Genomic DNA, 21,663 nt, shown 5'->3' on the forward strand with positions numbered 1-21,663 from the left:
CCGACCGGCGGGCTGGGGAGGGAGCAGGCGTGCCCAAGGTGTCCTCGGTGACCGTCCCGTACGCGGCCTACCTGCGTGTGTACGAGCCCCTGGCCGCCTTCCCCGAGCCGGAGCGCGCGCACTGGGCGCGCTACGCCCGGCGCCGCCGCCGGCCGTCGTACCAGGACGAACTGCGCCGCTCGCTCGCCGACCTGCTGCCGACGCCGCCGGTCGCGGTGCCGGTGCACGAGAGCACCGACGCGTTCGTGATCGAGGCGAACGGCGTGCTGTGCGTGTGCCCCTGGCGGACCCGGCTGCGCGGCTGGCAGGCGCTCGGCGAGCTGGGCGGGCTGCTGCCGCCGCCGGTCCTCGACGCGGTGCTCCCCGAGGTCGTACGGCGCCAGGCGGCCCAGGACTACGACCGCTGGCGGGAGCGCAACCCGGACGCCCGGCCCTGGATCAGGACGGCGACCTGGCAGATCCCGCTGAACTGGTTCGTGCTCGTCTCGGACGAGGAGCGGCGCTACGACAAGGGCACCGCCGACGAGCCGCCCACCCTGCGCTACCGGACGCCGATGGTGCAGGCCAGGCGGCGGGTCGCCCGGGGGCTGAAGGCGCTGCGGAACGCGATCGACGAGGGGCCGCTGATCGACGGGCTCGTGGACGTCGGGCGGTGGCTGGAGGAGTTCCATCCGCGCTCGCTCGTCGAACTCGACTACGGCGGTCTCGTGCACGCGCTGCCGGCCGGGGAGCTGGAGGTCGACCGGTCCGCCGCGGACGTCGCCGAGGGGATCGAGGCGCTGCGGCGCGAGGACGGCGAGGCGGCCGGGGAGGCGTACGGGCGGCTCGTGGAGCGGTGGCGGGCGGTGCGGGATCGCAGGTCCGCGAACTGACCGGTCGGTTAACGGGACGTTGCAAGTAACTGATCCGTCATCACATGTGACGCAGGTCACGGCTCGAACGTTGTCGAACAGCGTACGGTCTGCCGTACTTCGTCCTGAGGTTCGGAAACTGATGGGACGTTGGTCCCGATCCGGGCTTTTGTGTCAAGCGTGACAGACCGCACGTAACTGACCCTTGCGTCCCTCGCCGTTCCTCGTGCCAAAATAGGACAAGGAGCCCGGGGGAGGCTCTGTCTCAGCATTACATGCTTTGGGGGGTCTTGTGACTCCTGATCGCCGCTGTGACTGATCGTCACAGTGGTGTGACTGTCCGCTATGGCATGGTCCATCGGCTTCCGCGGCTGATGACTACCTGGGAGGGCAATTCCATCGGTTTGGCCGACGCGGCTGGACAGATGGTGTAGTTGTAGTGCCGAGGACAAGCCGTTCGTCCTATAACCGACTCGACTCGCGTCCGCCCATTTCGGGCAACGCGGGTCAAGGTGCAGAATTTAGAGGAAAGAACCGAGAAGGTTCGGTTCTCCCGAGGAGGCCGCTCATGACCGCTCGCACCCCTGATGCTGAGCCGCTGCTGACCCCGGCTGAGGTCGCCACCATGTTCCGCGTCGACCCCAAGACGGTCACGCGGTGGGCGAAGGCCGGGAAGCTCACGTCCATCCGTACGCTCGGCGGGCACCGCCGTTACCGCGAGGCCGAGGTTCGCGCACTGCTGGCGGGCATCCCTCAGCAGCGTAGCGAAGCCTGAAAGCCGACTGACCGGGCATTTCGGCGGTTCCCCCATCAGCCGGGATGCTCACACGTTTCACCGCTCGACCGCATGACTGTTTGACCGCGTGACCGTTTGACCGCATGACCGCTTTGCCGCACCAACAGCTCCACACGGCGCGGGCCCTGCCCCAACAGGCCCCTGGCCCATCTCGGGTGTGTCGTCGATCGCGCTGGACTCCGCCGGGTCCAGCGCGATCTTTTTTGTGCGTCTGGAGTCTGTCTACCGGGTGGCTCTGTGAGCGACCTTGTCGTCCCCTGAGCGTCTCTGTCGGATCACCCGTGAGGACCCTCCCGGAGTGGTGCAATTGCACATATTAAATTGACCCCTTGTAGGAGGCTGGTAAGAACCCTCCTCCCACAAACAAACCCCGTGACACCCATCACACCCACACCCTCTTGCCCCCAACCCCCCACTCCCGTAGGGGACTTCTCCCCTCCCCCGTATACCTACCCGCGGAGACGCCGCTAGCCACCTCGACTTCGGGGGGTGCGGGGAGATCGCCTGGAGGCGCATATGCGGGCCTGCGAGGCCGGCCGCGGGGTCTGGGTCCACCCGGGGCGCCGCGAACGCCTTGAGGGGCCCCTGGAGGGCCCCGGATCTGACGGACGTACAGAACCTGACGCAAACACGAAGAAGGCCCGCACCCCGATGGGGCACGAGCCTTCTTACTTACCTAATGCGGTCCTGACGGGATTTGAACCCGCGGCCTCCACCTTGACAGGGTGGCGAGCACTCCAAACTGCTCCACAGGACCTTGCTTGCGGCTGGGGGAGTTTGTGCTCCCTTGGCTGCGAACAGGACTGTACAGGAGGGGGAGTGGTCAGGTCGAACTCACCCTGGGTGAGGGGGTGATCACGGGGCTTCCGTGTCGATCGCCTTCACGATCCGCTTGTCCGAGACGGGGTAGGCCGTGCCCAGGGCGTGGGCGAAGTAGCTGACGCGCAGCTCCTCGATCATCCAGCGGATCTCCAGGACGGAGGAGGGCACCGGGCGGCCCTGGGGGAGCTGCTCCAGGAGCCAGGCGTACTCGTCCTGCATCTCGTGGACCTTCTCCATACGGGTCGTGTCCCGCTGGACGTTGGTCGGCATCTGCTGGAGCCGCCGGTCGACGGCGACCAGGTACCGCATCAGGTCGGGCAGCCGGCGGATACCCGCCTGCGTCACGAACCCGGGCCGCACCAGCCCGTCCAACTGCGCCCGCACGTCCCGCAGGTTCGCGAGCAGCGCCGGGCTCCCCACGGCCTTCAGACGCCGTTCGGCGGCCTGCCAGGCGGCGAGGACCTGCTGCACCGCCCCGACGGTCCTCACGGTCGTGTCGACGATCTCCGCCCGCACCTTGTCGTACAGCTTCCGGTACGACGACTCGTCCCAGGCCGGCCCCCCGAAGTCCCGGATCAGCTTGTCGGCGGCGGCCATCGCGCAGTCGTCGAACAGCGCCTGGATCGTCCCGTGCGGATTCGCGGACAGCGCCAGCTTCTGCGCGTTGGTCAGCTTCTCGGAAGCGAACTTTGCGGGGTTGACCGGAATGTTGCGCAGAATCAGCCGCCGGGTCCCCTTCCACATCGCCGCCTGCTGCTCCGCCTCCGTGTCGAAGAGCCGCACCGACACCGTGTCCCCGTCGTCCACCAGCGCCGGATACGCCTTGACCGGCTGCCCCCCGCGCCGCGTCTCGAAGACCCGGGTCAGGGAACCGATGCTCCAGTCCGTGAGCCCCTTGCGCTCCAGGGACTCCCCGCCCTCCCGCTCGGCGGTGACCGCGGCGACCTTGGACAGCGCCTGCCGCGCCTTCGGCTTCAGCCGGAGCCGCAGCGCCTCAAGGTCCTTGTCCTCGGCCAGGTTGCGCCGCCGCTCGTCCACGATCCGGAACGTGATCCGCAGATGCTCCGGAACCCGCGACCAGTCGAAGTCGTCCGCCTCGAACGGCACCCCGACCATCCGCTTCAACTCCCGCGCCATGGCGGTCGTCAGCGGACCCTGAAGAGGCACCGCCGCGTCCAGGAACCGCTTCGCGAAGTTCGGCGCCGGCACGTAGTTGCGGCGGATCGGCTTCGGCAGGGAGCGGATCAGCTCCGTCACCAACTCCTCGCGCAGGCCCGGGATCTGCCAGTCGAACCCGTCGTCCGTGACCTGGTTGAGGACCTGGAGCGGGACATGGACGGTCACGCCGTCCGCGTCCGCGCCGGGCTCGAACTGGTACGTCACCCGGAACTTGAGCTGGCCCTGGCGCCAACTGTCGGGATAGTCCGCCTTGGTGACCGCCTCCGCGGACTCCCGGATGAGCATCTCCCGCTCGAAGTCCAGGAACTCCGGCTGCTCGTGCCGCTTGTGCTTCCACCAGGAGTCGAAGTGGGCGCCGGAGACGACGTGTTCGGGCACCCGGGCGTCGTAGAAGTCGAAGAGCGTGTCGTCGTCGACGACGATGTCCCGGCGCCGGGCGCGGTGCTCCAACTCCTCGACCTCGCTGAGGAGTCGGCGGTTGTCCGCGAAGAACTTGTGGTGCGTGCGCCAGTCGCCCTCGACGAGCGCGTTGCGGATGAACAGCTCGCGGCTGACCTCGGCGTCGATCCGCCCGTAGTTGACCTTGCGCTGGGCGACGAGCGGGACGCCGTACAGCGTGACCTTCTCGTAGGCCATCACCGCCGCGAGGTCCTTCTCCCAGTGTGGTTCGGAGTACGTCCGCTTCAGGAGGTGCTCGGCGAGCGGCTCGACCCACTCGGGCTCGATGCGGGCGTTGACGCGGGCCCAGAGCCGGGAGGTCTCCACCAGCTCCGCCGACATCACGAACCGCGGGGGCTTCTTGAAGAGGGCCGAGCCCGGGAAGATCGCGAACTTGGCGTTGCGGGCGCCGAGATACTCGTTCCGGCCGCCCTCCTTGCGGGGGTTGGCGGTGGCGTCCTTCGTCTCCTTCACGTCCTTCATCCCGACGTGGGAGAGGAGACCGGCGAGGAGGGAGACGTGGATGCGGTCGGCGTCGGCGTCCTGCTCGTTGAGCTCGATGCCCATCTGCTTGGCGACCGTACGGAGTTGGGTGTAGATGTCCTGCCACTCGCGGATGCGCAGGAAGTTCAGGTACTCCTGCTTGCACATCCGGCGGAAGGAGCTGGAGCCCCGCTCGCGCTGCTGCTCGCGGACGTACCGCCACAGGTTCAGGAAGGCCAGGAAGTCGCTGGTCTCGTCCTTGAAGCGGGCGTGCTGCTGGTCGGCCTGGGCCTGTTTGTCGGAGGGGCGTTCGCGCGGGTCCTGGATGGAGAGCGCGGCGGCTATCACCATGACCTCGCGGGCGCAGCCGTTCTTGTCGGCCTCCAGGACCATCCGGGCGAGCCGGGGGTCGACCGGGAGCTGGGCCAGTTTGCGGCCGGTCTGCGTGAGCCGGCTGCGGGGGTCCTTCTCCGTCGGGTCCAGGGCGTTGAGCTCCTGGAGGAGTTGGACGCCGTCGCGGATGTTGCGGTGGTCCGGCGGGTCGATGAACGGGAACTTCTCGATGTCGCCGAGGCCGGCCGCGGTCATCTGGAGGATGACGGAGGCGAGGTTCGTGCGCAGGATCTCCGCGTCCGTGAACTCCGGGCGGGTGAGGAAGTCGTCCTCGCTGTACAGGCGGATGCAGACGCCGTCCGACGTACGGCCGCAGCGGCCCTTGCGCTGGTTGGCGCTGGCCTGGCTGACCGCCTCGATGGGCAGGCGCTGGACCTTCGTGCGGTGGCTGTAGCGGCTGATGCGGGCGAAGCCGGGGTCGATGACGTACTTGATGCCGGGGACGGTGAGGGAGGTCTCGGCGACGTTGGTCGCGAGGACGATCCGGCGGCCGGTGTGCTGCTGGAAGACGCGGTGCTGTTCGGCGTGCGAGAGGCGGGCGTAGAGCGGGAGTACCTCGGTGAACCGGTACTTCTTCTTCTCCAGCGCGTCGGCGGTGTCCCGGATCTCCCGTTCCCCCGAGAGGAAGACGAGGATGTCGCCGGGGCCCTCGCCCTGGAGCTCCTCGACGGCGTCGCAGATCGCGGTGATCTGGTCGCGGTCGGAGTCGTCCGAGTCGTCCTCCAGGAGCGGCCGGTACCGGACTTCCACCGGGTACGTACGGCCGCTGACCTCGATGATCGGGGCGTCGCCGAAGTGGCGGGAGAAGCGTTCCGGGTCGATCGTCGCGGAGGTGATGACGACCTTGAGGTCGGGGCGGCGGGGGAGGAGCTGGGCGAGGTAGCCGAGGAGGAAGTCGATGTTGAGGGAGCGTTCGTGGGCCTCGTCAATGATGATCGTGTCGTAGGCGCGCAGCTCGCGGTCCGTCTGGATCTCCGCGAGGAGGATGCCGTCCGTCATCAGCTTGACGAAGGTGGCTTCCGGGTCGACCTGGTCCGTGAACCGCACCTTCCAGCCGACGGCCGCGCCGAGGGGGGTGCGCAGCTCTTCGGCGACCCGTTCCGCGACGGTTCGCGCCGCGATCCGCCTGGGCTGGGTGTGGCCGATCATCCCTCTGACGCCGCGGCCCAGCTCAAGACAGATCTTGGGGATCTGCGTCGTCTTCCCGGAACCGGTCTCGCCGGCCACGATGACGACCTGGTGGTCGCGGATGGCCGCCGCGATGTCGTCCTTCTTCTGGCTGACGGGGAGCTGCTCGGGGTACGAGACGGCGGGCACCCGCCCGGCCCGCACACTCATCCGCTCGGCACACCGCTCCACCTCCTCGCCGATCTCGGCGAGCACCGCGGCCCGCGCCTCCGGTTTCCGGATCTTCCGCGCACCCTCCATCCGTCGCCCGAGCCGCTGCGCATCACGCAACGACAGCTCGACGAGGCGGGAAGCGAGGTTCCCGAGGGCGGGGGCAGGCTGTGTAGACATACGGAACCCAGGATCTCATCCCTACGAAATTCCTGGCGAACCCTTTTGTCCGGGTGGGGTGAGTGATCAAGGGGGCATACAACAAGACCCCGGTCCGAGGACCAGGGTCTGTGCTGTGGCTGGGGCCGGGGTCGAACCGGCGACCTACCGCTTTTCAGGCGGTCGCTCGTACCAACTGAGCTACCCAGCCGAGGAGATCCCCGGGGGGAACTCCAGCGGTCCTGACGGGATTTGAACCCGCGGCCTCCACCTTGACAGGGTGGCGAGCACTCCAAACTGCTCCACAGGACCTTGCGTTGTGCGAACAGTGTCGCACAGGGTGTTGCGTGCCCCCAACGGGATTCGAACCCGTGCTACCGCCTTGAAAGGGCGGCGTCCTAGGCCGCTAGACGATGAGGGCTATCGGCCCGCCTGGGCGCTTCGTCAGCGCGTCGGGGACGTCCAAAGCATATGGGATGGCGGGGGCGATCGCCAAAACGGTTTACGAGGGGGCCGGAGAGGGGAGCGGCCGGGGCTTGTTCTCGGGCGCGAGATGGCGGCTGACCTCGGCCGTCGTCTCCCCGAGCCCGCCGAGCCGGATCTCGTCCCACGCCTGGAGGCGCCGGCTGTCCCGGTCGAAGTAGAGGATCGACGCCTCGATGGGGTCGGGGTGCTTGCCCTCGACGGCACGCAGCCCGCTCCCACCCGTGGACCCCTCGACCTTCAGCCGCGTACCCCGCTTCATCACCTCCGTCCTGCGGTGATGGAGATGCCCCGACAGGACCAGCGGGACGGCCCCGTCGACCTCCCGCGCGGCGGCCGGCTCGTGCACGACCGCCACATCCGCCGCCGGCCCCAGCCGCAGCGCCCCCGCGAGCTGCCGCCCGGCCGCCTCCTGGACGCCCGCCACCCGCGGCGCCGTCCGGTCCGGTGTGAACTGGGGGTCCCCGATCCCCGCGAACCGCAGCCCCGCGAGGGTCACCGCCCGGCCCTCGTCCAGGACGTGCGCGTTCCGCGTCCGCTCCAGGTACCGCTGCGTGCCGAGGGAGTCGTGGTTGCCGCGCACCCAGACGTACGGCGCCCCGAGGTCGGCGACCGGGTCGAGGAACGCGTTCTCGGCGGCCGACCCGTGGTCCGTCGTGTCGCCGGTATCGACGACGACGTCCACGTCGTACTGCTCGACCAGCGACGCGACGATCTTCCAGCTCGCCGGGTTGAGATGGATGTCGGAGACGTGCAGGACCCGGACGGTCGTGGGGTCCGGCTGGTAGACGGGCAGCGTCGAGGTGACGTCGTACAGCTTGGTCACGTTCGTCACCAGGCGGGCCAGTTCCTGCTGGTAGACGTCGAAGTCGCTGACGATGCCGCGCGCGCTGCCGACGAGGGAGGGGGCGGAGGACAGGAGCCCGGAGAAGCGGGGTTCGAGGACGGACTCGGGTTTCCAGGTCGCGACGGCGGTGGCGCCGGAGGCGGTCAGCAGGGCGAGGGCGAGACCGCCGGCGAGCAGGGCCCGGCGCGGGCGCCGGTAGACCGCGAGCCCCAGTGCCGTCGCCCCCGTCACGACCGCCGCGCAGGAGCGGACCGCGAGGTCGAGGGTGCCGTGGGAGACGTCGCGGGCGACCTCGTCCTGGAGGCCGGAGAGGCGTTCGGGGTGGTCGACGAGTGCCTGGGAGCGGACCGGGTCCAGCTGGTCGACGTTGACGTCGAGGCGGACGGGCGCGGTGTGGGTGTCGAGGGAGAGCGCGCCGAGCGGGGAGACGTTGATCTTCGTGCCGCCGGTGAGGGACGGCCGCAGCGTCATCGTCGTGTCCATCGGGCCGACCGGCGTGCGGACGTCGCCCACGACCAGCAGGCCCAGCCAGGCGCCCGCGAGGACGACGGCGACCATGCCGAGGGCGGCCCGCCAGCGGATCAGGGACTCCTGGACGCGCGACACCTGGGCCGTATGCCCGGGGGCGTGTGCGGATATGTGTCGTACCGGAGAATGGGGGTGTGCTGGAGATGACGCGCGAGGAGTTCGAGGAGCTGGTCGCCGAGTCGCTCGACCGGATTCCCCCGGAGCTGACGCGGCTCATGGACAACGTGGCGGTGTTCGTCGAGGACGAACCACCCGCCGACGACCCGGAGTTGCTCGGTCTGTACGAGGGGACGCCGCTCACCGACCGGGGCGAGTGGTACGCCGGTGTGCTGCCCGACCGGATCACGATCTACCGGGGGCCGACGCTGCGGATGTGCGCGACGCGCGAGGAGGTCGTCGCGGAGACGGAGGTGACCGTCGTCCACGAGATCGCGCACCACTTCGGGATCGACGACGAACGGCTGCACGCCCTCGGCTACGGGTGAGGCGCGGGGGCTGAGGCGCGGGGCCGGCTTCGGGTGCGGGTCCTCGAAACGCGGCGCCCCGCGTGTCCTCTTGCGGGCGGCGGGAGTTGGGGAGGGTGACTCTTCCCCACCTCCGGAGGCTCCCGTGCGCTCCTGTTCCGTTTCCGTCCGGCTGGCCGCCTCGCTGCTGGCCGTCGCCGCCGCCTCCGGCTGCATGAGCGTCGGGGACGGTGACGGCGCCGGCGGGGCGAAGCCGTCGCGGTCGGCGGGGCAGCCGGGGGGCGCCGCGCCGGACGGCGGGAAGGCGGGCTCGGGCCGGTACGTGAACGGCTCGCCGCGCGACGGCGACGACAAGGGCGCCCACGACGGGCACGCGGACGACGCCGGCGACCCGTCCGCCTCGCCGTCCGCGTCGGTCTCGGCGGGCGCCTCGCCGTCCGCGCCCGTTCCCGGGCCGGGCGGCAAGCCGGGTCCCGGCAAACCGACGCCGACCCGGTCGGCCGTACCGGAGCCGCCGCAGCCGACGCCGGAGCAGCCGACGCCGTCCCCGGAGCCGCCGTCGGCCTCGCCTGACCCGTCGCCGGTCGAGCCGTCGCCGTCCGCGCAGGAACCGGCTCCAGGGGGCTGACCTGCGGGAACCTCAGGGCCGGGCGGCGGGATTTGCCTACCGGGGGGTGAGGTGCGTATGGTGGTAGATCGTTTGATCCCATTTGCCCGGCGCCAACGCAGAGCGCGCCGTGTGGCGCGTAATCCTTTCTAGCCGTGGCGGACCGCATAGAGGCGGTCGTATTGCAGAAATCACGGAGTTGACGGGCGCGTGCCGACGAGACTCCGGAAGGTTTCGCATACGCATGTCCATTTCCAGTTCTGATCAGGTCGCCGAGTCGGTCGTCGTCGAGTCCGAGGACGTTGTGGAGGCCGCCCCGGCCGCCGTCTCCGAAGAGGCTCCCGAGATCACCTTCGCCGACCTCGGTCTCCCCGAGGGTGTCGTGCGCAAGCTCGCGCAGAACGGCGTCACGACCCCCTTCCCGATCCAGGCCGCGACCATCCCGGACGCGCTCGACGGCAAGGACATCCTGGGCCGTGGCCGCACCGGCTCCGGCAAGACCCTCTCCTTCGGCCTGCCGACGCTGGCGCGTCTCGCCGGCGGCCAGACCGAGAAGAAGCGCCCCCGCGCCGTCATCCTCACCCCGACCCGCGAGCTCGCGATGCAGGTCGCGGACGCCCTCCAGCCGTACGGCGACGTCGTCGGCCTGAAGATGAAGGTCGTCTGCGGCGGTACGTCGATGGGCAACCAGATCTACGCCCTGGAGCGCGGCGTCGACATCCTCGTCGCCACCCCGGGCCGGCTGCGCGACATCATCAACCGCGGCGCCTGCTCCCTGGAGGACGTCGAGGTCGCCGTTCTCGACGAGGCCGACCAGATGTCCGACCTGGGCTTCCTGCCCGAGGTCACCGAGCTGCTCGACCAGGTTCCGGCGGGCGGCCAGCGGATGCTGTTCTCCGCGACGATGGAGAACGAGATCTCCACGCTGGTCAAGCGCTACCTCGTCGACCCCGTCTCGCACGAGGTGGACGCGGCGCAGGGCGCGGTGACGACCATGTCGCACCACATCCTCATCGTGAAGCCCAAGGACAAGGCGCCGGTCACCTCTGCGATCGCCTCCCGCAAGGGCCGCACCATCATCTTCGTCCGCACCCAGCTCGGCGCCGACCGCGTCGCGGAGCAGCTGCGCGAGTCCGGCGTGAAGGCCGACGCGCTGCACGGCGGCATGACCCAGGGCGCGCGCACCCGGACGCTGGCGGACTTCAAGGAGGGCTACGTCAACGTCCTCGTCGCCACCGACGTCGCGGCGCGCGGTATCCACGTCGACGGCATCGACCTCGTCCTGAACGTGGACCCGGCCGGTGACCACAAGGACTACCTGCACCGGGCCGGCCGTACCGCCCGCGCGGGCCGCACCGGGACCGTCGTCTCCCTCTCCCTGCCGCACCAGCGGCGCCAGATCTTCCGGCTCATGGAGGACGCGGGCGTCGACGCCGGGCGGCACATCATCCAGGGCGGGTCGGCGTTCGAGCCCGAGGTCGCGGAGATCACCGGCGCCCGGTCGATGACCGAGGTCCAGGCCGAGTCCGCCGGGAACGCCGCTCAGCAGGCCGAGCGTGAGGTCGCCCAGCTGACCAAGCAGCTGGAGCGGGCGCAGAAGCGTGCCGCCGAGCTGCGTGACGAGGCCGACCGCCTCGTCGCCCGCGTCGCCCGTGACCGTGGCGAGGACCCCGAGGCCGCTGTCGCCGAGGCGCAGGAGCAGGCTGTCGCCGAGGTCGCCGCGGCGGTCGAGGAGGCGGCTGCGGCCGAGGCGCGCGAGGCGCGGCGCGAGCGTGAGCGGGACGACCGTGGCGGGCGGGGCTTCGAGCGCCGTGAGGGCGGTTTCCGCCGCGACCGCGAGGACCGTCCGTTCAACCGTGACCGTCGTGACGACCGTGGTGGCCGTGGGTTCGAGCGCCGCGAGGGTGGCTTCGAGCGTCGCGACAACGACCGTGGTGGCTTCGAGCGCCGCGAGGGCGGGTTCCGCCGCGACCGCGACGACCGTCCCGTCAACCGTGACCGTCGTGACGACCGTGGTGGCCGTGGGTTCGAGCGCCGCGAGGGTGGCTTCGAGCGTCGCGACAACGACCGTGGCGGGTTCGAGCGCCGTGACAACAACGAGCGCGGTGGCTTCGAGCGCCGTGACAACGACCGTGGTGGCTTCGAGCGCCGCGAGGGTGGCTTCCGCCGCGACCGCGACGACCGTTCCGGTCACCGTGGCAGCGACCGCCCCTTCAACCGCGACCGCCGCGACGACCGCCCCGGCTTCCGCTCCGGCGGCCACGACCGCCCCTCCTTCCGCCGCGACGACCACCGCGGCACGGGGTCGGGCACGGGTTCGTCCTTCCGCCGCGACGACAAGCCGCGCTGGAAGCGCAACGGCTGAGCGAACCCTGGCCGTGGCCAGGAGCTGAACGAGACGCCCGACCGGGATTTCCCGGTCGGGCGTCCTGCGTGCGGTGGATGTCGGGCTCAGGAGCGGAGGGGCGTCGCGGGACGGAATCCGTTCGTCCGGCGTACGAGGAGAACCTCGCCCCATACCCTGGCGGTGCGACCTGTACAGAGTGATAGGGGTGAAACCGTGTCATCTGCTGCCCCGGACCCGACCGTCGACCCACTCCGCTTCGGCCAGCGTGTGCAGATCCTTCGCGAGCGCCGGGGGATGACCCGTCGGCAGCTCGCCGACTTTCTCGGTGTCTCCCCGCACACCCTCAAGAAGATCGAGAACGGGCAGCAGCGAGCCCCCGGCCTCGACATGGTGCTACGGGTGGCCGAGGCCCTCAGGGTCCGGGACCTCGCCGACCTGACCGGCCTCCCGGAGACACACGTGGACCTCTTCACCGGCCCCGGACATCCCCGCCTCGCCGCCGTGCGGGCCGCTGTCGACGACCTCGCGATCGACGTCGGCGTCGAACCGCCGCCGATCGCGCACCTGGAGGCCCGGCTGCACGCCGCGTGGCAGGCCCGGCACCGCTCGGAGAACCATCGTGAGGTGATCGGGAAGCTGCTGCCCCACCTGATCCGGGACGCCCAGGCCCTGGTGCGGCACGCCGACTCGGCGAACGACCGGCGCCATGGGCAGGCCCTCCTCGCGGAGGTGTACAGCCTGAGCCAGTTCTTCATCGCCTATCAGCCCGACACCTCCCTTCTGTGGAGGGTCGCCGAACGCGGCATGGTCGCCGCTCAGGACTCCGGGAACCCGCACGCGATCGGTGTCGCCGCCTGGCTACTGGCACAGGCCCACCGCGACTCCGGGCCTCGCCACTACGACGCCGCCGATGTCGTCGACCGTGCGGCGATCCGCCTCCTCGAACCTCTCCTCCCCGAAGCCCCGGACGACGTCCTCGCCATCGCGGGCGCCCTGGAGTTCGAGCTCGGCTACACCGCTTCCCGTCGCCGTGACAACGGCACGGCATGGCGGCATTGGGACAAGGCACGTGAGATGGCCGACCGGCTGCCCGTCGACTACTTCCACCCCGTCACCTCGTTCTCGCGAGCGATCATGGGAGCCCACGCGGTGACGGTCGCGGTCGAGCTGCGCCAGGGCGGGGAGTCCGTACGGCAGGCCGCGAAAGCGGACAGGGCCGTCATCAGGTCGAAGCCCCGCCGGGCCCGGCACCGGATCGAGGAGGCGCGCGGCTACCAGCTCGACGCCCAGCCGGACGTCGCGATCGCCATGTTGGAGAAGGCGGCCGAGGCCGCGCCGGACACGATCCGCTACAACGGCTACGCGAAGCGGATCATCCTGGAGGAGGTCGAGCCGAAGCAGGCCGCCCGGCGTCGGCGGGCCTCGGAGCTCGCGGTCAGGATCGGTCTGCTCGCGGCATAGGGACCGGATTCCGGTCCTCTGCTCCGCAGGGGCACCCCCTGAACCACCGCCCCCCGAACGGACGCCGATCGGGGACGTCCTCGCGGACCCGGGTGAGGGATCTCTCGGATGTGTATCCGTCACGGAACATCTGGCTCTTCAGACTCGGACGGCTCATAGACTGACCGGGCTGCCACGAGAGGAAATGATCACAAATGCGCCCCCTGGAATACCGCGACTACCTGGTTGACCTGCTGAAAAACACCCCCGATGTGCAGCGCGTCGACACCATCGAAGGTGGTCCGCATCCCTACGCACTGACCGTGACCGCCGCAGGCGCCGAACAGCGATGGCAGATCATCGGGCAGCTCGCCGAGGGCGCCAAACACGAGACCCCCACTCCGGCCGTGCACGGCCAGCCGGCTGCCTGGCAGGCCGCCTCCGCGGACGGCGCGCCGGACGCGTGGCTGGCCGGTGTCATCGGTGCGGCGGAATCGCCGGACACCAAGCACATCGAGGTTTGGTCGATCCGCGAGGACAAGTCGAGCCAGGGTCTGACCGTGTTCTTCCACAACGGCGAGCGGGCCTTCGTCCGCAAGGCATGAGACCTCCCTGCGGCCCTTCACCCGGGTGCGCGGCGGAGTGCACCACATATCGGCACCATCTCCAGCGACCAAGGGAGAACTGATCATGTGTGAGTGTCGGAGCGGCCGTCGATTCGACCCCGGTCAGTGCGCCGGCAACTGTCCCGTCTGCGGCGCGGGCGTGGGCTCGGCACCCGGTACCCCGACGACGATGCACCAGCGGAACGGCACCGGGACGGAGACGTGCCCGGGCAGCGGGCAGCCCGCTCAGTGACCTGAGCGTCCGAAGGAACCGGGCCCCGAAAACGCGTACGCCCCCAGCTCGTTGTCCCTCTGAGCTGGGGGCGGTTCCGTAGGCCCTGTCGGACTCGAACCGACAACCAATGGATTAAAAGTCCTTTTTGGCAACTTTAGACCTCGTGCCGCCTCGTATTGCCTCGCACCGCGAACCTCGCGAACAGGCTGCTCAGCACGGGGTTTCGCGTTTTCAGGGGTGCCCTTCAGAGCGTCTCACACCGTCTCGCGATGGCTCGTTACGGGGCACTCGGTTGAGCATCGGTTGAGCAAAAGGGCCCCATCACCTGCGGCGATGGGGCCCTGCGCTTCTCTGCTCAACCAGGCTACTCCCCGACTGGCTCCTCCGACGACGCCTTCCTCTTCTGCCGAGGAACAGCTGCGGCCGACCGCTCTACGAGCGCCTGCTCGTACTCGGTGAAGAGCGGTGTGTAGGTGTCTGCGGTGAGCACGATGGTGGAGTGCCGGAGCTTGACCTTCGCGTCATGGATATCTCCGCCGCCGGCCTTCACGAGTCCCGCCGCACCGTGGCGTAGATCCCGGAGGTTGACCGGTGGCAACCCGGCCTTGGTCCTGATCCTGTCGAACTCGACGCTGACTGTGTCCGGGTTAAGCCAGGAGCCATCCAGCGCGGTCCAGATCTTCCCAGTGTCGATCCAGTCGTACGCCTCCTTGCCGCGTGCCCGCTGTTCGGCAGCCTGAGCGTTCCAGGCATCCCGCTCCCGGAGCTGCTGCGCGCGCCGTTCCTGGAGCACAAGGACGGTCTGTCCATCGATCACGATGGACGCCATCGCCTGGTCCGTCTTGGGGGCCGTCTCGATCAGCGTCTTGCCGTCCTTCACGATCTCTTCGAGGATGTCGATGGTCGGCGGCACACTGTCGAGCGACGTGTTGTCCCACCCGGTTCCTACCGATTCACCACGGCGGGGTCCGTGATGGCCAATCACGTGGTAGATCGAATAGAGCCGGTGCCCCTCGGCAGCGTCCAGGAACTCGCCGAACAGCTCTGGAGTCCAGACCATCACCGAGCTAGGGACCTCCCCCGTCTCCCGCCACCGCGCCACCCTCGCAGGCGTCCACAGGAGCGCCGTAGGCCGTGCCCCGGCGTCCAGCTCAACGTGCTTGGCCGCGTTGAAGGTGATGAGCTGCGAGGCGATCGCCTTGTTGAGGGCGACCCGCAGAGTACGGCGGATCGCCTGCCGGGTCGCTGGCCCGTTGACCTTCCGGTACGGCTTCATCTCAGCGAGCTTTGCGCGTTCAGCAGTCAGACGCTCACGCTCCCTGGCCGGAGGCCGACCAGGCTTCCCCCACTTCGCTCGCTGCTCCTGTTCCCGTCGGCCTTGATTCTCAGCCCGAATCATGTCGGACTCATCCGCGATCTGGGCGAACATCTCCGCCAGGTGACCAACCGTCAGCCGGTCCAGCCGCAGGTGTCCGATCTTCGGCTTCAGGTGGTACTCAATGTGCGACCGGTAGCCGTGGTTCGTGGTGACCCGTGTCTTCTTCCCGGCCATCCATTTGTCCAGCCAGTCGCCGACGAGCATCTTCCCGTCGAGCGGTACGCCGACCCCCAGCTTTCGGGAGACTTCGGGCGGGTCCGGGATCGGGCCACGGCTCGCGCTCAGTTCGTCGAGCAGGTCACCGACGCGGCGCAGGCCGTCTTCGTCATCGTCGTCGGGTAGGTCGAGGATCGCGCGGATGCGGTCGAGGTCCTTCTGCGCGTCTTTTAGCTCGACGTATCCGGTGCGCTGGAAGCGCCGGCGCTTCCCTTCGGCGTCCACGGGGAGTTCTTGGCTGACGCGGTGCTTTCCGTGCGAACGCCTGGACAACTGCGGGCACTTCAGCCCCAGTCGCTTCCCGTCCGGTGCACGGCACTCACACCGTTTCGAGATGCCGCCAGCGCGGCGCGTTGCGGGCATTCCTCTCCTTGCTCCATAGCCACCGGGCTACGGGGCAGAGGATGTGCGAGGCCGTGGCGGGACAGGTCGCCGTAGCCTCCAAACGGTCCTCTGCTCCTAATCCCGGTCGGGCGGCTTCGGCTGGTGGTTGATTTGAGCCAGACCCACACCCAAAACAAACCGCGCGGCCTGATTCAGCTCATCGAGCGTGTGCTGCGGCATCGCCCCACTCCGGATCGCGATGGCCAGTCCCCAGTTCGTTCTGATCGGCACTACCACCTCCCCGTCTGGCAGGTCGTCACTGAAGACGTACTGGGCCGTCAGTGCTGCCGGTGACTCCATGCAGCCTCCCCCATCTCCCGCAAGTGCGTTCGATTAGCGGCTTAGACCAGCACCCTTTTGGTCACTGGGCGTCCGGACATGATCGCACCACGAGCACCAAATCTCTACAGGCTGCTCAGATTGATCACCCAGAGTGATGCTAGGGGGAACACATGATTCAGTGATCTTCACTCTCGGGCGGTGGAACCATTGAGTCGATCAGCCGGAAAAGGTTCTCGCGCTGCTCATCCGACAGAGAGTCAAGCTTCCGCACATAAGCGACCGCTTCGCCTGTTCCGCTTCCGCTCCGAAGCGGGTCCCTCCCGTGGAACTGGCTCCCGGCGGCGTCCTGAAGTCGGGCAAGGGACACTCGGTACCCGACCTCCAGCGCCCGGAGCTCCCAGACGTGCGGCGGCGTAATCCCGCCACGCTCGGCACCCTCCAGGCGGTAGATGCGCCCCTTCTTCATGCTCATCCCGGTGACCGGATCGACACACCGGGCGGCCACCTTGTTGAGCCCTTCACCCAGCTCGGCTCGGGCCTTTTTGAGCAGGTTTGTGAACGCCATGCGGGGATCGCCGCGTTCAGGACCGGTCGTCGGGGTCTCAATGGGCGCCATGGGACTCATCCTGCCATTCCTCCTGGCCACGTAGCCGTGCACACGTTCAGGGTCCACATGGACCGCTGAGACGTACGAGCAGGTCACCTATGCCGTTCATCCATCTTGCCGAACAGATTGTTCAGCAAGATGGACACGGCCGCCAGGTGGTGTGGAGGCATTGACCAAATCCATACGCGCGCCCCGATCGTCCATCTTGCTGGACAAACCGTTCGGAAAATGGGACGCTCACGGCAAGCGTTGTCCATCTATATGGACAACTTGTCCCGTGGAGAGAACATGCGCGCTGATCCCAACCCGCCTGCCAAGTACGCGATCGACAGTCCCACCCGGCTCAAGGTGCTGATGGAGCGCACGGGAACCGGCCAGCCGATCACCAGCCGCGGGCTTGCCGCTGCTGCCGGAGTCGCGCACGGAACCGTCGGCGCTCTGATGGCCGGCACCCAGCGCACCGTCCCCGCGGCCAAGGCCCGAGCGATCTCGGACGTCCTCGGCGTCCAGATCCTCGTCCTCTGGGACCCGGTGGGCGAGCCCTTCATCCCCACGCAGGCCACGGCATGACGGCCCTCACCCCCGAGCAGGTCCTCAGCCTGCCCGCGATGCCGAAGGTCCAGGACGCATTCCGCGCCATGAACATCGGGTCGACTAACGGGTACGCGCTGATCAACCTGGGTGAATTCCCGATCGAGGTCCTCAGGTTCGGGCGCGTGTACCGCGTCCGCAGGGCCGATCTGCTCGCCTTCCTCGGGCTCTCCGAGCCCACCGCTGCCGAGGTCCAGTCGGCACCGGCCCCGCACAACGACGGCGCCCCCGGGGTCCAGCCGGAGACGCCGTCCGAGCAGTCCGCACCCACTTACGCCAGCAAGTAGAACGAGGCCCGCTCATGTCTGAGCTTCCCACGGCCGCTGAGCCGTCCATCAAGCCTGAGACCGCCCGCGCGCTGGCCAGTATCGAATCGGCCAAGTTGACCGCCGACCAGGACGTCGCCGAGTGCCTCGATGCCATTGGTGACCTGGTCCGGATCACCGGTGCCCCGGAGGGCGTGTTCGCGTGGGTCCGCGACTTCCTCGGTCGGGAACAGCTGAGCGCCTTCGCCACGCGCCACCGCATCAAGTTGCTCGTGTCGGGTGCCGACACGAAGCACCAGCCCGCCAGGACGATCGTCATCTGGGACGCCGACGGCACGGGACTCGCCATCGTCCCGGCCGGGCAGCGTCCGACGGACACCGTGCTGCACCTGCGCGAGGAGATCGCACACCGGGACGAGGAGGTACAGCGAGCCCGCGACTTCCAGGAGTCCGTCGCGTCCGGGCACGTCGAGGACATCGACGCCTGGCACGCGCGTACCGCTGAGGCGGGCAAGTGACGCCGACCGGCGCGCAGGCCCGGGACACCCCGGCCCGAGCGCCCGCCCGTCAGCAGATCGTCGGCCTGCTGGTCGTCGACACCGACCGCGTCAGCGCCCGCTACGAGTGCTACCGCCCAGGCTGCCCGATGCCTCACGAGGCCCCACTCAACTCCTCCACCACCGCCGCGTTCGTCGGCGGAATCAAGGCCCGGCACCTGAGCCAGTACCACGCTGGGGAGACCCCTTGACCGACCCAAGGACCCCAGACCTCCGCGCGGCTGCTCGCGAGCTGCACGCCGCTGGCCTGTGCGTCATCCCCATCAAGGCGGACGGCTCGAAAGCGCCTGCCGTCCGCAGCTGGACCCCGTACAAGGTGGCCGCCAGCGCTCCCGCCGACCACGACCAGTGGTTCGGCGGGGGTTCCCCCGGCGGCATCGCGGTGGTCTACGGCGCGGTCTCCGGCGACATCGAGCTGATCGAGTTCGAGGGCCTCGCGATCCGCGAGGGGCTCCTGGACGACGTCACCGAGATCATGGAGGCGTCCGGCCAGCCCATCGCCGATGCCTGGGCCGCGATCCTCTCCGGCTGGGTCACCGAGTCACCGTCCGGCGGCCGGCATCTCCGTGCCCGGGTCGAGGGCGCCCCCATCCCCGGCAACACCAAGCTGGCCAGCCGGATCGCCGAAGAGGACGAGTACACCGAGGAGGAACGGCAACGGCTCCGCGAGAAGCCGGGCTCGCGCATCGTCCGCGTCCTGATTGAGACGCGCGGCGAGGGCGGGTACGGCCTGGTGGAACCGTCCGGCGGGACCGTCCACGCCACTGGGCGCCCGTACGTCCGGCTCGCGGGCAGCCCTGCGAGCATCCCCGTCATCGACGCGGAGGTCATGGACTCGATCCGGACCGTGTGCCGGATGGTGGACAAGCTCCCGCAGCCCGAGGCACCGAAGGCCACCGCTCCGCGCCCCGCGCCGCCCCGGCCGGACGGCAGTCTGCGACCGGGCGACGACTTCGAGGCCCGTGCGTCGTGGGAGGAGATTCTCCGTGGCGTCTTCCGTCCGCTGAGCACACGGGGCAGCGAGACGTACTGGGGGTGGGCTGACGGCGTCGGCGGGGTGAAGGCCACGACGGGCAAGGACGAGCACGACCGGCTGTTCGCCTTCACCACCAGCAGCGAGTTCACCGCCGATGTGCCCTACAGCAAGTTCGGCGCGTACGCGCTGCTGAACCACGGCGGGGACCACAAGGCCGCCGCCCGCGAGCTGGCGCGCCAGGGGTATGGGAGTCGCCAGCTCACAGCCGTCGGCTCCCCGCTCTCCCGCCCGGCACCTGTTGCGGCGGCCCCGGCCGAAGTTGCGGACGAACAGGAGCACCAGGAGCAGGCGGCGACGGAAACCAAGGCGACGGACGCGGGGTTCGCCTACGCCGACACCTTCGGCCTCCCCGACTCCGTCCGCACGCCCTACGACTACCGGGTCACCGGCCGGGGAGTCGAGGTGCTCAGCGCCTCCGGGGAGAACTGGCAGCGCGTGACCTTCGCTCCGTTGGTCGTCACCGCCACGTTCGAGGACCCCGAAGGGGATCAGTACGTCGAACTGTCGTGGATCGACCGCAGCCTCGGCCGCCCGCGCCGGATCTCGCGCATCGTGTCCCGGGAGACCGCGAAGCGGGGCCGGAAGTTGATCGAAGCACTCGGCAGCGCCGGTCTGCCTGCGGTCGAGGGCGACGCGCGCGCCGTCGAACGGTGGTTGGCCGAGTTCGAGGCCAGCAACGTCGGGCGCATCCCGTCCGAGCAGTTGGCGCGCTGGCTCGGCTGGCAGGACGACGGCACGTTCGTCTCCTCCCCCGACGACGGCATCAAGGTCGACGTGCCGTTCGAGGAGCAGCGGGGCCCGGCCCGCGCACACGCCAGGAACGGGACGCTGGACGGGTGGCGGGACACCGTCGCCCAGCTCGCCGGGTTCCCCGTGCCGCGTGTCGCCGTTGCGGCGGCGCTCGCCGCTCCCCTGCTCAAGCCCCTCGGCTTGAACAGCTTCACGCTGGACATCTCCAGCCGCTCCACCAAGGGCAAGACGACGGCGCTCCAGGTCGCGTTGTCGGTGTGGGCCGACCCGTCTGAGCACGCCTCCGCCATGTCCAACTGGCGCACCACGCTGTACGCGATCGAGAAGCGGCTGCACCTGGTGCGCGGGATCGTCACCGTCTTCGACGAGACGATGGCCGTCACCGACGACACCCTGATCGACGAGGTGCTCTACCAGCTCCCGATGAACCACGGGAAGGCCCGCAGCGGCGGGGCGTTCGGGAACATGCTGCCCTGGGAGACCATCCTCCTGTCGTCCGGCGAGCGGCCCGCGCTCAGCTTCACGACCAGCCAGGGGGCCGCCGCCCGCATCCTGGGTACCACCATCGCGCCGTTCGGCGACGGCGGCGGCCCGGCAGCGGCGGCGGCCCGAGAGGGCGTACTCACCCACCACGGTCACGCCGGGCCCGAGTTCGTCCAGTACATCCTCAGCGGCCTCGCCCAGCCGAACGGGCGGGAGAAGCTCAAGGAGCGCCACCGCGTGTTGGTGGACGAGTTCCGCGGCACCGGCGACATGACGAACCGGCGCGCGCCGATGGTCGCCGCTCTGGTCCTCGCCGAGACCCTGGCGTGCCGTACCGGGCTCCTGCCGTACGACCCGCTGCCGTTCGACGTCTGGCGCAGCTTGTTCACGGCGCACTCCCCGACCGACAACCGGCCGGAGATGGCGCTGGACGTCCTGCGGGAGTACGTCGCCGGGCACGCGCACGAGCTGTACACCGCGTCGCGGGCCGCGTTGGGCGAGCGTCCGCCGTACGCCGGTTGGCTCGGCGTCCTCTCGGTCAAGGACGGCGCCCCCGAGGTGGCCCTGCTGCCCGAGCGCGTCCGCAAGGTCCTGGCGGACGCGGGTTACTCCCTCGACGCCGTAGTCGGCAGCTGGATCGACGCCCAGTACGTGAAGACCCTCAAGAGCCAGCGCCCGGCTCATCTGCTGCCCCGCCGGTTCGACGGAGCGCGCGCGAAGTGTCTCTGCTTCACCCCTTCCGGCATCGGCTACGGCGACGACGAGGCAGCGGCATGAGGGCCGTGATGCGGGTGGTACGCACGAGGTGCGTACCACCCGGCCACCCCAGTATCCGCAGCTCAGAGACGTACAGCGAGCCGATCACGGGCCGGTACGCAGTCGCCCGGAAATGGCACCCCTCGGGCGTGGGCGCGCGTGCGCAGGCGTGCGTGCGTGTGCGCACACATCGGGCCCTGTGTGTTTCTGCGTACCTGCGTACCACTCCCTCTAGAGAGAGACATAAGTCCAGCTCAGAGGCGCTTTCGCCCCGGTACGCAGCCGGTACGCACCCGGTACGCAGCGCGTACCGCTCCCCTCTCCACTCCACCGAATCGAGGT

Annotated in this window: 17 protein-coding genes and 5 tRNA genes; 12 read left to right on the forward strand and 10 right to left on the reverse strand. The window is 69.4% G+C overall.

The features are described from left to right. Nucleotides 1-29: 29 nt before the first annotated feature. Together ABZX85_RS41540 and bldC are read left to right on the forward strand one after the other, a co-directional pair. Nucleotides 30-872, forward strand: a complete 843-nt coding sequence (locus tag ABZX85_RS41540; RefSeq protein ID WP_355881426.1) for a hypothetical protein — start codon at nucleotides 30-32, stop codon at nucleotides 870-872. A 547-nt stretch (nucleotides 873-1,419) separates the two neighbouring features. Then, on the forward strand, nucleotides 1,420-1,626 hold the full coding sequence (gene bldC / locus ABZX85_RS41545) for a developmental transcriptional regulator BldC (protein WP_003949541.1): 207 nt from the start codon (nucleotides 1,420-1,422) through the stop codon (nucleotides 1,624-1,626). 703 nt (nucleotides 1,627-2,329) lie between these two features. Here the strand turns inward: bldC and ABZX85_RS41550 are convergent. The 6 genes from ABZX85_RS41550 to ABZX85_RS41575 form a co-directional block, all read right to left on the reverse strand. Continuing rightward, nucleotides 2,330-2,404, reverse strand: a tRNA-Asp gene (locus tag ABZX85_RS41550). Between the two features lie 98 nt (nucleotides 2,405-2,502). Further along, nucleotides 2,503-6,480, reverse strand: a complete 3,978-nt coding sequence (gene hrpA, locus ABZX85_RS41555) for an ATP-dependent RNA helicase HrpA (RefSeq protein WP_355881428.1) — start codon at nucleotides 6,478-6,480, stop codon at nucleotides 2,503-2,505. 116 nt (nucleotides 6,481-6,596) lie between these two features. Next, nucleotides 6,597-6,670 (reverse strand) — tRNA-Phe (locus tag ABZX85_RS41560). Nucleotides 6,671-6,696: 26 nt separating this feature from the next. Beyond that, a tRNA-Asp gene (locus tag ABZX85_RS41565) sits at nucleotides 6,697-6,771 on the reverse strand. 36 nt (nucleotides 6,772-6,807) lie between these two features. Continuing rightward, a tRNA-Glu gene (locus tag ABZX85_RS41570) sits at nucleotides 6,808-6,880 on the reverse strand. A gap of 81 nt (nucleotides 6,881-6,961) precedes the next feature. After that, a complete protein-coding gene (locus ABZX85_RS41575) occupies nucleotides 6,962-8,347 on the reverse strand; it encodes a metallophosphoesterase (RefSeq protein ID WP_355881699.1) in 1,386 nt (461 codons plus the stop codon). Nucleotides 8,348-8,451: 104 nt separating this feature from the next. Between ABZX85_RS41575 and ABZX85_RS41580 the strand changes: the two genes are divergently transcribed. The 5 genes from ABZX85_RS41580 to ABZX85_RS41600 all read left to right on the forward strand — a co-directional run bounded on the left by ABZX85_RS41580 (nucleotide 8,452) and on the right by ABZX85_RS41600 (nucleotide 13,780). Further along, nucleotides 8,452-8,802 carry a metallopeptidase family protein gene (locus tag ABZX85_RS41580; RefSeq protein ID WP_355881431.1) on the forward strand — a complete coding sequence of 117 codons (351 nt, stop codon included), beginning with the start codon at nucleotides 8,452-8,454 and terminating at the stop codon, nucleotides 8,800-8,802. A 124-nt stretch (nucleotides 8,803-8,926) separates the two neighbouring features. After that, nucleotides 8,927-9,409 (forward strand): hypothetical protein, encoded by a 483-nt coding sequence (locus ABZX85_RS41585; RefSeq protein WP_355881434.1) that lies wholly within the window; start codon nucleotides 8,927-8,929, stop codon nucleotides 9,407-9,409. Nucleotides 9,410-9,632: 223 nt separating this feature from the next. After that, a complete protein-coding gene (locus ABZX85_RS41590; RefSeq protein ID WP_355881437.1) occupies nucleotides 9,633-11,753 on the forward strand; it encodes a DEAD/DEAH box helicase in 2,121 nt (706 codons plus the stop codon). A 195-nt stretch (nucleotides 11,754-11,948) separates the two neighbouring features. Next, a complete protein-coding gene (locus tag ABZX85_RS41595; RefSeq protein ID WP_355881440.1) occupies nucleotides 11,949-13,196 on the forward strand; it encodes a helix-turn-helix transcriptional regulator in 1,248 nt (415 codons plus the stop codon). Between the two features lie 194 nt (nucleotides 13,197-13,390). Next, nucleotides 13,391-13,780, forward strand: coding sequence for a hypothetical protein (locus tag ABZX85_RS41600; protein WP_355881443.1), 390 nt, complete (start codon nucleotides 13,391-13,393; stop codon nucleotides 13,778-13,780). Nucleotides 13,781-14,112: 332 nt separating this feature from the next. On the opposite strand, the gene ABZX85_RS41605 is transcribed toward ABZX85_RS41600, so the two are convergent. From ABZX85_RS41605 to ABZX85_RS41620, 4 genes are all read right to left on the reverse strand, one after another. Next, nucleotides 14,113-14,177: transfer RNA gene (locus tag ABZX85_RS41605), tRNA-Ser, on the reverse strand. Nucleotides 14,178-14,379: 202 nt separating this feature from the next. Beyond that, nucleotides 14,380-15,834, reverse strand: a complete 1,455-nt coding sequence (locus tag ABZX85_RS41610; protein WP_355881446.1) for a site-specific integrase — start codon at nucleotides 15,832-15,834, stop codon at nucleotides 14,380-14,382. 234 nt (nucleotides 15,835-16,068) lie between these two features. Continuing rightward, the gene (locus ABZX85_RS41615; protein ID WP_355881448.1) at nucleotides 16,069-16,293 is read right to left on the reverse strand and encodes a hypothetical protein; all 225 of its coding nucleotides are present in this window, start codon (nucleotides 16,291-16,293) and stop codon (nucleotides 16,069-16,071) included. A 157-nt stretch (nucleotides 16,294-16,450) separates the two neighbouring features. Then, the gene (locus ABZX85_RS41620) at nucleotides 16,451-16,933 is read right to left on the reverse strand and encodes a hypothetical protein (protein ID WP_355881451.1); all 483 of its coding nucleotides are present in this window, start codon (nucleotides 16,931-16,933) and stop codon (nucleotides 16,451-16,453) included. Nucleotides 16,934-17,170: 237 nt separating this feature from the next. Here ABZX85_RS41620 and ABZX85_RS41625 point away from each other — a divergent pair, with 237 nt between their 5' ends. From ABZX85_RS41625 to ABZX85_RS41645, 5 genes are read left to right on the forward strand one after another with little or no spacing between them, the layout of a single operon-like run. Then, nucleotides 17,171-17,452: a helix-turn-helix transcriptional regulator gene (locus tag ABZX85_RS41625; RefSeq protein ID WP_355881454.1), complete on the forward strand. Its 282-nt coding sequence runs from the start codon at nucleotides 17,171-17,173 to the stop codon at nucleotides 17,450-17,452. Beyond that, nucleotides 17,449-17,760 (forward strand): hypothetical protein, encoded by a 312-nt coding sequence (locus tag ABZX85_RS41630; protein WP_355881457.1) that lies wholly within the window; start codon nucleotides 17,449-17,451, stop codon nucleotides 17,758-17,760. The genes ABZX85_RS41625 and ABZX85_RS41630 overlap by 4 nt, the downstream gene beginning before the upstream one ends. Nucleotides 17,761-17,774: 14 nt before the next feature. After that, nucleotides 17,775-18,257, forward strand: a complete 483-nt coding sequence (locus ABZX85_RS41635) for a hypothetical protein (protein ID WP_355881459.1) — start codon at nucleotides 17,775-17,777, stop codon at nucleotides 18,255-18,257. Continuing rightward, on the forward strand, nucleotides 18,254-18,487 hold the full coding sequence (locus tag ABZX85_RS41640) for a hypothetical protein (RefSeq protein WP_355881462.1): 234 nt from the start codon (nucleotides 18,254-18,256) through the stop codon (nucleotides 18,485-18,487). Before ABZX85_RS41635 ends, ABZX85_RS41640 begins: the two co-directional genes overlap by 4 nt. Next, nucleotides 18,484-21,342: a DUF927 domain-containing protein gene (locus ABZX85_RS41645; RefSeq protein ID WP_355881465.1), complete on the forward strand. Its 2,859-nt coding sequence runs from the start codon at nucleotides 18,484-18,486 to the stop codon at nucleotides 21,340-21,342. The genes ABZX85_RS41640 and ABZX85_RS41645 overlap by 4 nt, the downstream gene beginning before the upstream one ends. Nucleotides 21,343-21,663: the final 321 nt, after the last annotated feature.

It is taken from the genome of Streptomyces sp. NPDC004539 (assembly GCF_040610055.1).
GTDB lineage: Bacteria > Actinomycetota > Actinomycetes > Streptomycetales > Streptomycetaceae > Streptomyces.

What these genes read in the sequence shown, in the direction of transcription:
- ABZX85_RS41600 (WP_355881443.1), top strand. Translation starts at nt 13,391, where the DNA reads ATGCGCCCCCTGGAATACCGCGACTACCTGGTTGACCTGCTGAAAAAC.
- bldC (WP_003949541.1), top strand. Translation starts at nt 1,420, where the DNA reads ATGACCGCTCGCACCCCTGATGCTGAGCCGCTGCTGACCCCGGCTGAG.
- ABZX85_RS41615 (WP_355881448.1), bottom strand. Translation starts at nt 16,293, where the DNA reads ATGGAGTCACCGGCAGCACTGACGGCCCAGTACGTCTTCAGTGACGAC.
- ABZX85_RS41575 (WP_355881699.1), bottom strand. Translation starts at nt 8,347, where the DNA reads ATGGTCGCCGTCGTCCTCGCGGGCGCCTGGCTGGGCCTGCTGGTCGTG.
- ABZX85_RS41590 (WP_355881437.1), top strand. Translation starts at nt 9,633, where the DNA reads ATGTCCATTTCCAGTTCTGATCAGGTCGCCGAGTCGGTCGTCGTCGAG.
- ABZX85_RS41630 (WP_355881457.1), top strand. Translation starts at nt 17,449, where the DNA reads ATGACGGCCCTCACCCCCGAGCAGGTCCTCAGCCTGCCCGCGATGCCG.
- hrpA (WP_355881428.1), bottom strand. Translation starts at nt 6,480, where the DNA reads ATGTCTACACAGCCTGCCCCCGCCCTCGGGAACCTCGCTTCCCGCCTC.
- ABZX85_RS41635 (WP_355881459.1), top strand. Translation starts at nt 17,775, where the DNA reads ATGTCTGAGCTTCCCACGGCCGCTGAGCCGTCCATCAAGCCTGAGACC.
- ABZX85_RS41625 (WP_355881454.1), top strand. Translation starts at nt 17,171, where the DNA reads ATGCGCGCTGATCCCAACCCGCCTGCCAAGTACGCGATCGACAGTCCC.